We start from the raw sequence: 12,225 nt of genomic DNA, 5'->3' as shown, positions 1-12,225 counted from the left end.
ATGATCGCGGTCAACGGACCGGCGGTCGTCGCGGACGACGTGTCGATCGAGTACCGGGGCGGACGCGGGGGCGAGTCGATCCGGGCCGTCGACGGCGTGAGCCTCACCGTCCGTCAGGGGGAGATCCTCGCGCTGCTCGGTGAGTCGGGCTCGGGCAAGTCGACGTTCGCCGCGGCCATCGCCGGCCAGCTCGGATCCCACGGCGAGGGCGAGGGCGCGCTGCGTCGCCACATCGTCGGCGGCGAGCTCACCGTGCTCGGGCAGAAGACCCGGGGCCTCCGTCCCTCGTCCCGCAAGCTCGAACGGCTGAGCGGCCGGATCGGCTACCTGCCGCAGGACGGCGCGGACCGGCTCAGCCCGGACCTGACCGTGGGCGAAGCCGTCGCCGAACCGATCTACGCGCGCGACCGCCGGTTCGACCGGCGCGAGGCCGGGCTCATCGTCGCGCGGCTGCTCGACGCCGTGCACCTGCCGCTCGGGACGATGCGTCTGAACACGTGGGAGCTCTCGAGCGGTCAGCGTCAGCGGGTCGCCCTGGCGAAGGCACTCGTCCTCGAACCCCAGCTGCTCGTGGCCGACGAACCGGCCCGTGGTGTCGACGTTCTCGTGCGGCAGTCCGTGCTCGAGGCCCTCGCGACCCTGCAGCGCGGGCGGCAGTTCTCCGCCGTCGTCGTGTCGAGCGACCTGCGCGAGGCCCGCGCCCTCGCCGACCGTGTCGCCGTGATGGCCGACGCGCGGCTCGTCGGGCTCGGCACCTTCGACGAGGTCCTCGACAACCCCGTCGACCCCTACGTGAAGACGCTCGCGTCGACCGCTGCCCGGGGCGTGAAGCGTCGCCCGGCACCGACCACTGCGCGCCGTTCGTCGGCGCCCCGACGCCCGCTCGCCGCCGGCACCGGCCCCCGGACCGACCGTCAGGAGAACCCGTGAGCACCACGGACCGAGTCCAGCGCGGTCACCGCGCCGTCGTCCCGACGTCGGGTGCGCCGCTGCCGATCGACGCCCCGCAGGCCGGCCCCGTCGCCGTGCTGCCGGAGCCGGCCGACCTGCACGCGGGCGCCGTGACCGAGGCCGGTGGCACCGTCGCGCCGCTCGACACCGACACCCGCGGGATCGTCTGGCTCGACGCCTCCGACCCGTCCGGCCTCGCCGACGCGCTGTCCGCGGCCCCGGGGGTGGGCTGGGTGCAGCTGCCGTTCGCCGGCGTCGACGCCTTCGCCCACCTGATCCAGGAGCACGGGGACCGCGTGCTCTTCACCTCGGCCAAGGGCGCCTACGCGGAACCCGTCGCCGAACACGCCCTGGCGCTGACGCTCGGCACGCTGCGGGTCCTGCAGAAGCGCGCCCGTGCGTCGTCGTGGGCGACCGAGCCCGAGGGCGTCTCGCTGTACGGGCGGAACGTCGTCGTGATCGGTGCCGGCGGCATCGCGCTCGAGTACCTCCGGCTGCTCGCCCCGTTCGACGTCGACGTGACCGTGGTGCGCCGTTCGGCCGACCCCGTGCCCGGCGCCGCGCGGACCGTCACCACCGACGACCTCGACCAGGTCCTGCCGGATGCCGACGTCGTGATGATCGCGGCGGCCATGACCTCGGGCACCGCGAAGCTGTTCGGCGAGCGGCAGTTCCGGATCATGAAGCCGTCGGCCCGGCTCGTGAACATCGCCCGCGGCGGACTCGTCGACACCGACGCCCTGGTCGCCGCCCTGCGCGCGGGGGAGATCGCGGCGGCGGGCCTCGACGTCACCGACCCCGAGCCGCTGCCCGACGGTCACCCGCTGTGGTCCGAGCCCGGAGCGGTCATCACCCCGCACCAGGCCGACACCCCGGAGATGGTCGCGCCCCTGCTCGCGGAGCGTGTCCGGCTCAACACCGCGGCGTTCCTCGGCGGCGACGGCGAGGGCTTCGTCGGGGTCGTCGACCCGGTCGCCGGCTACTGACGCGGGGCCTCGTCGCGCGGCGCGCCCGGGCGGCGTGTCCGATGCGGTGGAGGGCGCCAGGGTGCTGCTATGCTGTTACCCGTTGTTCGCACGTCATTCGCCAGTGAACAGTGATCCTCGATAGCTCAATTGGCAGAGCAGCCGGCTGTTAACCGGCAGGTTGTTGGTTCGAGTCCAACTCGGGGAGCGACAGGTCCTCATCCCTCCGGGGGTGGGGACCTTTTGCGTTGCGGGCGGCCCGCTGGCCTCCCCGTCCCCGAGGGGCGGCGCTGCTAGCCTGAGCCAGCGCACCCAGATCCACGGAAGGCCACTGTTCGATGTCGTTGACCACCGAGTCCGTCAGCGGGCCGACGGTCGGCGGGTGGGGCGAACGGGTCCTTCGTCGGACGGGCCGCGTCCTGGCGTCACGAGCGGCGTTCGTCGTCGTGCTCGTCGCCTTCGTCCTCATGGGGTTCCTGTTCGCCGTCACCATCCACGTGCCGGCGTCGGCCGCCCCGGATGAGGTCCGGCACATCGGCAACATCCTGCTCTACGCGGAGCGGCCCTGGACCGCCGGGCCGTTCCTGCACGACGTCGCGGCCTCCACGCTGCGGCTCGGTGAGGTCACGCGGTTCCCCGCGTACCTCTACTACTACGGGATGTCGTTCCCGGCGAAGGCGGCGCTCGCGATCGGCCTCGACCAGGAGCGCACCGTGATGGTGCTGCGCGGCATCGACGTCCTCGCTGCGGGCGCCGGTCTGTACGCCCTCCGCGTGATGTTCCGGAACGCCGGGGTCCCCGCCGCGATCGGTCTGCTCGCGATCGTCGCGACCGCCTTCACCGGTCGGTACGTCTGGCAGGCCGCGACGATCAGCTACGACGCACCCTCGATGGCGGCCTTCTTCCTGTTCGCCGCGGTGGCCGTGAAGGTCGTGCGGGGTGGCGGCCTCCGCACGCTCGCGTGGTTGGTCGTCACCGCGATGCTCGCCCTGATGCTCAAGTACTCGCAGGCGCCGCTCATCCTCGCCGGCGCGTTCTTCGCGATCCTGTTCCGGTACCGCGTCGACGGTTTCACCTGGCTGCGGCACCCCGTCCGCCGGGCGGTCGCCGGCTTCCGCGAGCGGCCGGGGCGGTCGCTCGTGCTCGTCGTGGTCGGCGCGGCGCTGCTCGCCCTGGTGCTCGAGCGGTTCGGCGTGAACCTGCTCGTGTACCGGGCACTGAACCCCGACTGCTCCGCGATCCACAGCCGTGCGGCGTGCATGAACTTCGACATCTTCCGCCGCAACTACAACGCGACGCGGACGCACGACCTGGCCGCCGCTGCCGGGACCCTCGAACCGTTCCACCCGCTCGCGTTCCTGTGGGCGTGGGCCACCACCTACTTCCGGTCGCTCTTCTTCTTCTGGGGCCCGACGCTGCCCTGGCGACCGAACCTGGCCGTCGTGGTCTTCGGCGCGACCGCCGTGCTCGCGGCCACCGTCGTCGCCGCCACCCAGCTGCGTCGTGTGCTGCGCTCGGCCTCGACGTGGTGGCTCGCGGTCGTCCCGGTGGCCTACACGCTCGCGGTCCTGTGCTTCAACGCGGCGACGACCGTGAACCTGCGGCAGGAGTTCGCGTTCTCCGGTCGCTACCTGCTGCCGGTGATGCCGATGATCGTCGCGGTGGTCCTGCTCGGCGTGCACGCGTGGCTCCGCCGGCTGCGGGGGCGCGCCGCGACGGTCGCGTGGACCGTCGTGGTCGTCGTCGGCGTCGCGCTGTTCGCGCTCTACAACCCGATCAGCGCCTTCTTCCCCTACGCCTCCTCGCCGGCGTGGTACTCCGGATGGGCGCAGAACGTGCTGCCGCACTGGCTGACCGGGGTCCGCTCGTGACCGCGTCACCGCGCATCCGCACGGTCATCGTGGTGGCGCTCACGGTCCTGTTCTTCGTGGTCATCGGCGTCGCGGCGTTCGCCCGCACCGGTGGCACGAGCGCCGGTGAACGCCAGGTCGGGTCCTGCACGGTGCGCATCGCCCCGCAGCCCGGGTCCGTCACGACGTGCGCCGGACAGGACCTCGGCGGAGTCGACCTCGCCACCGAGGACCTCCGGCTGGCCGACCTGCACGGCGCGGACCTGCGAGGCGCGGACCTGCGGCAGGCCGTCCTGTTCGGCGCGGACCTGCGGGGCGCGGACCTGCGCGGTGCCGACCTGCACGGGGTCGACCTGTACGCCGCCGACCTCACCGGGGCGGACCTCCGGCGGACGAGCCTCGTCGGCGCGAACCTCGTCGGCGCCGACATCACCGACGCGCGCCTCGACGGTGTCGACCTGACCAGCGCGAAGATCGAGCGGCTGACGGTCCGTGGAACGCCGATGGAACTCGTCGACCGCCGGCTGCGCAGTCCCGACGGCGAACGGGTCACGGTGCGCGTCGACTTGGACCTCCCGCGCGGGGTCACCTCGCGGAGCTGCGTCGACCGGGTACTCCACGCGAAGGTCGGCGTCACGGAACTCCGGTGCCGCATGAGCACCGACGCGCGACAGGGCCGGCTCGACCAGCGGGCCACCGTGACGGTCACCGCTCCGACGCGCTGACGGTCACCGCCCCGACGCGCTGACGGACGTCGGTCGTACGGCTGCCGCCCCGCCGATGCTGTTAGCGTTCACAGGTGCACCGTTCCCGTTCGCCTCGACTCGCCCTGCTCGGCGTGGTCGTCGCCGTGACGGCGGCGCTCTCCGGCTGCAGCAGCGTCGGCCCGGACACCGATGCGTCCGAGGACCCGACGAGCTCCGACACCGGACTCGGTTCGGGCGCGTCGCCCGTCGTGTTCGCCTTCGTGTGCGACGGCGACGGAGCGGACCGCGAGACCTACACGACCTACTCGGCGGTGTGGGAGGCCGGTCGGTCCGACTGCGCGGCGAAGCGACTCACCGGCTCGGTGCCGTCGAGCCAGCAGCAGGCAGCGGTCGATGCGGCCCGTGGCGACGCCACCCTGGTCGAGCTCGCGAGCGCCTGCGCCGTGCGCGGCTCCGACCCGTGGACGTCGGCGGTCGCCGACGACCGCGGTGCGCACGTGGCCGCAGGGCTCCTGCGGTACTGCCCGGGGCACCCGGAGACCGACCGACTGCGGGACGCGCTGACGGCGTACCGGGGCTGAGCCGGGCCTCCAGGCCGACCGTCGGACCAGCGACGGTCCGACGGCGGCGGAACGGGCGTCAGCCCTCGGGGTGGTCGCGACCCGGCAACCAGGACTGGCCGGGGCCGCCCCAGCTGCTCTTCCGGATCGCCTTGGCGACCTGCTTGCCGTAGGGGTGCACCAGGCGGTCGGCGTAGAGCCAACCGTCCAGGTGGTCGTACTCGTGCTGGAAGATCCGCGCCAGCCAGCCGTGCGCCTCGACCTCGAAGGGCGTGCCGTGCTCGTCGACGGCGCGCAGCAGGGCGCCCTCGGAGCGGCGGAGCGGGAAGCGCTCGCCCGGGATCGACAGGCAGCCCTCCGACTCCTCGTCCTCGTCGAGCTCCTCGACGGACTCCGGGACCGGGGGCGTGATCCACAGGACGGGGTTCACGGCGGCGCCGCGGTGCAGGACCTCGTCGTCATCGGTGTAGGAGTACACGAACAGGCGCTTGCCGACGCCCACCTGCGGGCCGGCCAGGCCGACGCCGGGCGCCAGGTCCATGGTCTCGAACATGTCGGCGACGAGGGTGCGGAGGTCGTCATCGAACGCGGTGACCTCGGCTGCACGCTCGTGCAGGACGGGTTCGCCGGTGATGCGGATCGGGAGAACGGCCATTCACCCAGGTTATCCGGCGGGGAACGGTAGCCTCGACGCGTGACGACGGACCTCCAGCTGCCCGACGCCGTGAGCAACCTCACGCCGTTCCAGGCGCTGATGATCCCCGTGGCCCTGATCGGCGCGGTCTTCCTGTCGCTCGGGGCGCAGTTCCAGAGCCGTGGGGTGCAGCGGGTCGAGGCGCGTCTCGGTCGGCAGTCGAAGGGGCTGAGCGTCCGGCACGTCGTCGCGCTCGTCTCGAGCGGCTACTGGGTGCTCGGCACGCTGATGCTCGGCATCGCGGTGGTGCTGCAGCTCGTCAGCATCGCGTTCGCCCCCCTCATCGTGGTGCAGCCCCTCGGCGCGGTGGCCCTCGTCATCACGACGTGGTTCTCGTCGCGGTCGTCGGGCGTGCCGCTCGGTCGCCGTGCGCGGCGAGCGGTGTGGACCTGCATCATCGGCGTCGGCATCTTCGTGGGGATCGCCGCGTTCGTGGGCAACGAGAGCGCGATCACCCGGCAGCAGCTCGTCACCGTCCTGGTGATCCTGGCCGTGGTGCTGGTCCTGGTGCTGGTGTCGTTCCGCCTGATGGCGAAGCACCGCAGCGCGCTCTACTACATCGTCGGGGCCGGGGTGCTCTACGGCTTCGTCGCGACGCTGGCCAAGGTCGTGCTGAACCGGTTCGTGCACAGCACCTTCGACTGGCTGACGGTGCTCGCGATCGTGGGGGTCGTCGTTGCGGCGTCGCTCGGCGGGTACTTCGTGCAGAACGCGTACTCGAGCGGTTCGGCCGACCTCGTGATCGCAGGGTTGACGGTGATCGACCCGATCGTCGCGGTCGGCATCGGCGTGATCGTGCTCGCCGAGGCATCGGGGGCGCCGTGGTTCGCGGTCGCCGGGTTCGTGGTCGCCGCGGGCATCGCCATCACCGGGGTGTTCCTGCTCGCCAAGCACCATCCCCAGACCCGGGCCTGATGCCGCACGCCCAGCCGTCGCCACCCTCATCCGCGCGGCTGACGCGGCCGTCGATCCTGGTGCGATAGCGTCACTGCCGACCAGCCATCGCCCACGAGAGGACGAACTCAGCCGTGTCAGGAGACGCCACCACCGCCACCGCCGGACCGACGGGTGCGACGGGCGGTCACCGACCGTTGCGCGTGCTGATCGCAGCGGACACCTTCGCCCCCGACGTCAACGGCGCCGCCACCTTCGCCGAACAGCTCGCCGTCGGACTGGCCGAGCGCGGGCACGAGGTGCACGTCGTGGCCCCGGCCTCGAGCCGCCAGTACGGCACGTTCGACGAGGAGCACCACGGCGTCACCCTGGTCGTGCACCGCCTGAAGTCGTACAAGTGGCCGCTGCACCCGTGGCTGCGCTTCGTGTGGCCGTGGAGCGTCCGGAAGTGGACCGGCCCGATCCTCGACGCGGTCGAGCCCGACGTGCTGCACATCCAGTCGCACGTGGTCATCGGCCGCGGCATGGTGCACGAGGCGAACGACCGCGGGATCCGGGTCATCGCGACGAACCACTTCATGCCGGAGAACCTGCTCGAGTACACGCCGTTCGGCAAGTGGACGCTGCCCATCGCGCTGAAGATCGCGTGGAGCGACGCTGCCAAGACCTACCGGCTGGCGGACACCATCACGACGCCGACCAACCTGGCCGCCGACTACCTGCGGAAGGCCATCGCCGGCCAGCAGGTCCTCGCGATCTCGTGCGGCATCGATGCGTCCCGGTACGTCGCCCGCGAGGGCCGCCCGGCGAACAACGACATCGTGTTCGTGGGCCGTGTGGCCCCCGAGAAGAACCTCGACGTGCTCGTCCGGGCGGTGGCGCTGCTGCCCGCCGAACTGTCCGCGACCCTGACCATCGTCGGCGACGGCGAGATGATCCCGAAACTCACCGCGTTGGCGAAGGAGCTCGGCCTCGAGGACCGCGTGCGGTTCCTGGGGTTCGTCTCCGACGAGCGCAAGCAGGAGGCGCTGACGAACGCGACGGTGTTCGCGATGCCGTCGACGGCCGAGCTGCAGAGCATCTCCTCGCTCGAGGGGATGGCGTCGGGACTGCCGGTCGTCGCGGCCGACTCGATGGCCCTGCCGCACCTCATCGACGGCAACGGGTACCTGTTCGCCCCGGGCGACGTGGACGACCTGGCGGCGAAGCTCACGACGGTGCTCACCGCGCCGGAGTCAGAGTACGTGGCGATGCGGGACCGCAGTCTGGCCATGATCGAGGCGCACGACATCAACCGCACGCTGTCGACGTTCGAGTCGCTGTATCGTGGGGAGCCGGTGGCCTGAGGGTCCCCGGCGAGGGGCGGTAGCCAAGCTGGTCAAGGCAGTCGGCTCATAACCGAACGATCCGCGGGTTCGAGTCCCGCCCGCCCTACGTGCACATGCCAAGGAAGCGCGACACGTCGCAGGACGACCACGCACCGACACCGAACGTCACCTTCGAGGTGACCCGTGGCGGCACGGGCGTGCGCGTGAACGCCTTCCGCATCGGGTTCATGGGCGCCATCGGTGTGCTCGTCGCGCTGCTCGCCGGGTCGATCATCAACGAGCTGAGCACCGTCCTGGTCTACATCGGGGTGGCGCTGTTCCTGGCGCTCGGCATCGATCCGCTGGTGTCGTTCCTCGAACGGATCATCCCGCGCTGGTCCGCCATCACGATCGTCGTGGTCGCGGTGCTCGGAGCCTTCGCCGGCATCGTGTTCGCCGTGGTGCCGATCCTGGTGGAGCAGGCGTCGAACCTGATCCAGAACTTCCCCGAGATCGTGCAGGACATCTCGCAGCAGCAGTGGGTGCAGGACCTGTCGAAGCAGTTCGCCGGGTCGTTCGACATCGACCACGCGCTGCAGTCGCTGCAGTCCTTCGTCGAGAAGCCGGGCAACCTGCTCAGCGTCGGCGGCGGGATCCTGGCGGTGGGCAGCGGCATCCTGTCCGGCGTCACCGGGGCGCTCATCGTCATCATCCTGATGCTGTACTTCCTCGCGTCGATGCGGGGCATGAAGCGTGCGACGTACCGGTTCGTCCCGGCGTCGCGTCGTCAGAACTTCATCGACGTGAGCGAGCAGATCACCCAGGCGGTCGGTCGGTACGTGGTCGGGCAGGTGTCGCAGGCGCTCATCAACGGCATCCTGAGCTTCGTGTTCCTGATCATCATCGGTGCGCCGTTGCCGGTGCTGCTGGCGTCGTTCGCGTTCCTCGGGTCGCTCATCCCGCTCGTGGGCACGCTCGCCGCGGCGATCGTGATCTCGTTGCTCTGCTTCTTCGCGTCGCCGGCGACCGCCCTCGCCGCCGCGATCTACTACCTCGTGTACATGCAGGTCGAGGCGTACCTGATCTCGCCGCGCATCATGTCGCGTGCGGTGCAGGTGCCCGGCGCGCTCGTGGTCATCGCCGCGGTCGCCGGCGGCACCATCGGCGGTGTGCTCGGCGCGCTCGTCGCGCTGCCGGTGGCCGCGTCGGTCATCATCATCGTGCAGAAGGTCATCTACCCCCGCCAGGAGCAGGCGTGACCAGTGGCGCCGCGCGCACCGAGGGGGACGCGTTCGCCGCGTTCGCCGCCCACGTTGAGGATCGCGACCGCTGGGCACGCGGTGCTCGCGGCCCGCTCGCCCTGGTGAACGCGCAGCACGTCGACCACCCGCAGCCGGTCTGGCCGGTCCCCGGCACGTGGGCCCCGGCTCCCGGCGGACTCACCGTCACGGCCGAGGCATCCGAAGGCATCGTGGTCGACGGCGTCCCGGTGGACGGCACGGTCCTGGTGTCGGGCGACACCGCCGTCGTCCCGTCCAGCGTCGCGTTCCCGGACGGCTTCGCCGGCACCGTCAGCGGTGACACCCTGCGCGTCTGGGACCCCGCTTCCGAGGCGATCGCCCGCTTCTCGCACATCGCGCGCTTCGAGCGGTCCGACGAGGGGGTCACGTCCGGCAGGTACGTCCCGCTGGTGGGCGACGACCTGGAGGCCCGTGGCAGCGTCCGCGACGCCGCCGGCGACGCCCTGCCGGTCGCCGGGCACGTCGAGACCACCGTCGGGACCGCCACGATGCGGTTCGTCGCCGTCCGGTCGGCCGCGTTCCGCGGAGCTCCGCGACTGCAGCTCATCGTGCAGGACGCCACGGGTGCCCTGCCCGAGGACGACCCGGGCAGCACGTACGCGATGGGGCGGTTCCTGTTCCTCGACGACCCCGGCACCGAGGCCGCCGTCGAGCTCGACTGGAACCTGCTCGTGCTGCCGCCCTGCGCCTTCTCGTACCAGTACGCGTGCCCGATCCCACCGGACGAGAACCGTGTCCCGGTGCCGATCCCGGCGGGGGAGCGGCACCCGGTCGACGCGAGCGGGGCCGTCCTGCACTGATCGGTGCTCTGATCCGGGCGGGTCCTTGCCGTTCCCAGGCGCGGCGCTGCATAATGGGCGTGTCCCGTCGGGACATCACAATCGCATACCGATGGTTCCGTGGCCCCTCGGGTCAGGGTCCTCCGCACCAGGTCGATGGGGAAGTCGCACCTGACGTATCGGAGGAACCGTGAACGGAACGACGACAGGAGTGCTCTACGTGCACTCCTCACCCCGCGCGCTCTGCCCGCACGTCGAATGGGCGGCAGGTCGTGCGATGAACCGTGCCGTGAACTTCTCGTGGCTCGACCAGCCCGCGCAGGACGGCGCGCGCCGGACCGAGTACACGTGGACCGGTGCGGTGGGCGCCGGTGCCGCGATCGCCTCGGCGCTTCGCGGCTGGGAGCACCTGCGCTACGAGGTCACCGAGGAGCCGACGAGCGCCTCCGACGGTGGCCGCTGGATGCACACGCCGGACCTCGGTGTGTTCTACGCGCAGACCGACGTCACGGGCAACATGGTCATCCCCGAGGACCGCGTGCGCTACGCGATGGAGGTCGCGGGCAGCAACGCCCTCGAACTGCACCGTGAGCTGCGACTCGCCCTCGGTCAGGCCTGGGACGACGAGCTCGAGCCCTTCCGCCACGCCGCCGAGGGCAACCCGGTCGTCTGGCTGCACCGCGTCGGCTGACCCGGACTCACGACACACCGGCGTCTCGGGTGCGCCAGACGCCGGCGTGTTGTCCTGACACCGCCACAGACTCGAGACGCCGCCGAATACGGCGGCGTCTCGTCGTTCCAGGGGCGTCACAGCGACACGACGGCGTGTGTGGGCGGGCGGTGGACCGGCCACCGGACGACGGAAGCCCGCCCCGACGACGCGGGACGGGCCTCCAGGCAGGGTGCGACGGATCAGACGCTGCGGAACGCGACCACGGCGTTGTGGCCGCCGAAGCCGAACGAGTTGCTGACCGCGAGCAGGTCGCCCTCGGGCAGCGCACGCGGTTCGCGGGCCACGTCCATGACGATCTCCGGGTCCTGGTCGTGCAGGTTGATCGTCGGCGGGGCGACGCGGTTGTGCAGTGCGAGGACGGTGAAGACCGCCTCGATCGCACCCGCACCACCGAGCAGGTGACCGGTCGACGCCTTGGTCGCGGACACCACGACGTCGTCGAGGTGGTCGCCGAAGACCCGACGCATCGCGTGGTACTCGGCGACGTCACCGACGGGGGTCGACGTGGCGTGCGCGTTGACGTGCACGACGTCCTCGATGCTCGCGTCGGCGTGCTCGAGGGCCTGCAGGACCGCACGGGCGGCGGCGCTGCCCTCGGGGTCCGGCGCGGTGATGTGGAAGGCGTCCGAGGTGATGCCGGAACCGGCGACCTCGGCGTAGATCGTCGCGCCGCGGGCCTCGGCGTGCTCCTTCGACTCGAGGATGAGCGCCGCGGCGCCGTCACCGAGCACGAAGCCGTCACGGGTCACGTCGTACGGACGTGAAGCGGTCTCGGGGGAGTCGTTGCGACGCGACAGGGCCTGCATGGCGGCGAACGCGGCCAGCGGGAGCGGATGCAGGGCAGCCTCGGCGCCACCGGTGATGACGATGTCGGCGTCGCCGTCGGCGATGTGCCGGTACGCCTCGGCCAGCGACTCGGTCGAGGACGCGCAGGCGGAGAGGTAGGTGCGGGCACCGCCACGGGCGCCGAACTCCATCTCGATGGCGGCGGCCGGACCGTTCGCCATGAGCATCGGGACCGTCATCGGCAGGACGCGACGCGGACCCTTCTCGCGCAGGGTGTCCCAGGCGTCGAGCAGCGTGTTCACGCCGCCGATGCCGGTGGCCCAGTCGACGATGAGGCGCTCGGGGACGACCGACTCGTCGTCGATGCCGGCGTCGGCCCAGGCCTCACGCGCGGCGACGAGGGACAGCTGCGACGACGGGTCGAGGCGCTTGGACTCCGGGCGGGTGAGCTGGTCGGTGAGGAACCGACGTGCCTGGCCAGCGAACTCAACGGGGAGCTCGAGCTCGGCGTAGCGCGGGTCCTCGATGCGGGTGATGCCGGACTTGCCGGCGAGCAGCGCGTCCCAGGTGTCCGGGGCGGTCGCGGCGAGGGGTGAGATCGCACCGATCCCGGTGACGACGACGGTCTTCTTGGTCATGGGACGACGTGTTCTTTCGTTGGGGTGAACAAGATGAGCGCCACGGCCCACAGGGGTCCG

At 71.5% G+C, this 12,225-nt stretch carries 12 protein-coding genes and 2 tRNA genes; 12 read left to right on the top strand and 2 right to left on the bottom strand.

What is annotated here, in order from left to right; genetic code table 11:
• From KK097_RS09675 to KK097_RS09650, 6 genes are all read left to right on the top strand, one after another.
• Complete coding sequence (locus tag KK097_RS09675) at nucleotides 1-930, top strand: ATP-binding cassette domain-containing protein (protein ID WP_214529833.1); 930 nt, start codon at nucleotides 1-3, stop codon at nucleotides 928-930.
• A complete protein-coding gene (locus KK097_RS09670; RefSeq protein WP_214544532.1) occupies nucleotides 927-1,937 on the top strand; it encodes a D-isomer specific 2-hydroxyacid dehydrogenase family protein in 1,011 nt (336 codons plus the stop codon). The genes KK097_RS09675 and KK097_RS09670 overlap by 4 nt, the downstream gene beginning before the upstream one ends.
• A 114-nt stretch (nucleotides 1,938-2,051) precedes the next feature.
• Nucleotides 2,052-2,124, top strand: a tRNA-Asn gene (locus KK097_RS09665).
• Nucleotides 2,125-2,254: 130 nt separating this feature from the next.
• Entirely contained in the window at nucleotides 2,255-3,787 is a 1,533-nt protein-coding gene (locus KK097_RS09660; RefSeq protein ID WP_214544531.1) for a hypothetical protein, read from the top strand.
• The gene (locus tag KK097_RS09655; protein ID WP_307858361.1) at nucleotides 3,784-4,491 is read left to right on the top strand and encodes a pentapeptide repeat-containing protein; all 708 of its coding nucleotides are present in this window, start codon (nucleotides 3,784-3,786) and stop codon (nucleotides 4,489-4,491) included. Before KK097_RS09660 ends, KK097_RS09655 begins: the two co-directional genes overlap by 4 nt.
• A 74-nt stretch (nucleotides 4,492-4,565) precedes the next feature.
• On the top strand, nucleotides 4,566-5,054 hold the full coding sequence (locus KK097_RS09650; RefSeq protein WP_214544529.1) for a hypothetical protein: 489 nt from the start codon (nucleotides 4,566-4,568) through the stop codon (nucleotides 5,052-5,054).
• Nucleotides 5,055-5,112: 58 nt separating this feature from the next.
• Here KK097_RS09650 and def read toward each other — a convergent pair whose 3' ends face one another.
• A complete protein-coding gene (gene def / locus KK097_RS09645) occupies nucleotides 5,113-5,688 on the bottom strand; it encodes a peptide deformylase (RefSeq protein WP_214529837.1) in 576 nt (191 codons plus the stop codon).
• A gap of 39 nt (nucleotides 5,689-5,727) precedes the next feature.
• Between def and KK097_RS09640 the strand changes: the two genes are divergently transcribed.
• From KK097_RS09640 to KK097_RS09615, 6 genes are all read left to right on the top strand, one after another.
• Nucleotides 5,728-6,642, top strand: a complete 915-nt coding sequence (locus KK097_RS09640) for a DMT family protein (RefSeq protein ID WP_214544528.1) — start codon at nucleotides 5,728-5,730, stop codon at nucleotides 6,640-6,642.
• Nucleotides 6,643-6,755: 113 nt separating this feature from the next.
• Nucleotides 6,756-7,967 (top strand): glycosyltransferase, encoded by a 1,212-nt coding sequence (locus KK097_RS09635; RefSeq protein ID WP_214544526.1) that lies wholly within the window; start codon nucleotides 6,756-6,758, stop codon nucleotides 7,965-7,967.
• Nucleotides 7,968-7,980: 13 nt separating this feature from the next.
• Nucleotides 7,981-8,055, top strand: a tRNA-Ile gene (locus tag KK097_RS09630).
• Nucleotides 8,056-8,062: 7 nt separating this feature from the next.
• Complete coding sequence (locus KK097_RS09625) at nucleotides 8,063-9,187, top strand: AI-2E family transporter (protein WP_214529840.1); 1,125 nt, start codon at nucleotides 8,063-8,065, stop codon at nucleotides 9,185-9,187.
• Complete coding sequence (locus KK097_RS18665; protein ID WP_214544524.1) at nucleotides 9,184-10,029, top strand: DUF1684 domain-containing protein; 846 nt, start codon at nucleotides 9,184-9,186, stop codon at nucleotides 10,027-10,029. The genes KK097_RS09625 and KK097_RS18665 overlap by 4 nt, the downstream gene beginning before the upstream one ends.
• A gap of 169 nt (nucleotides 10,030-10,198) precedes the next feature.
• On the top strand, nucleotides 10,199-10,699 hold the full coding sequence (locus KK097_RS09615) for a DUF3145 domain-containing protein (protein ID WP_027465337.1): 501 nt from the start codon (nucleotides 10,199-10,201) through the stop codon (nucleotides 10,697-10,699).
• Nucleotides 10,700-10,920: 221 nt separating this feature from the next.
• Here the strand turns inward: KK097_RS09615 and KK097_RS09610 are convergent, their stop codons facing one another.
• The gene (locus tag KK097_RS09610; protein WP_027465338.1) at nucleotides 10,921-12,165 is read right to left on the bottom strand and encodes a beta-ketoacyl-[acyl-carrier-protein] synthase family protein; all 1,245 of its coding nucleotides are present in this window, start codon (nucleotides 12,163-12,165) and stop codon (nucleotides 10,921-10,923) included.
• Nucleotides 12,166-12,225: the final 60 nt, after the last annotated feature.

The organism is Curtobacterium flaccumfaciens, assembly GCF_018598405.1.
GTDB lineage: Bacteria > Actinomycetota > Actinomycetes > Actinomycetales > Microbacteriaceae > Curtobacterium > Curtobacterium aurantiacum.
The sequence above is the reverse complement of the archived record's forward strand: the minus strand, read 5'-3'. Positions and strand labels throughout refer to the sequence as shown.

Coding starts and splice junctions, on each gene's coding strand:
- KK097_RS09675 (WP_214529833.1), top strand. CDS start 1: ATGATCGCGGTCAACGGACCGGCGGTCGTCGCGGACGACGTGTCGATC.
- KK097_RS09660 (WP_214544531.1), top strand. CDS start 2,255: ATGTCGTTGACCACCGAGTCCGTCAGCGGGCCGACGGTCGGCGGGTGG.
- def (WP_214529837.1), bottom strand. CDS start 5,688: ATGGCCGTTCTCCCGATCCGCATCACCGGCGAACCCGTCCTGCACGAG.
- KK097_RS09625 (WP_214529840.1), top strand. CDS start 8,063: ATGCCAAGGAAGCGCGACACGTCGCAGGACGACCACGCACCGACACCG.
- KK097_RS09610 (WP_027465338.1), bottom strand. CDS start 12,165: ATGACCAAGAAGACCGTCGTCGTCACCGGGATCGGTGCGATCTCACCC.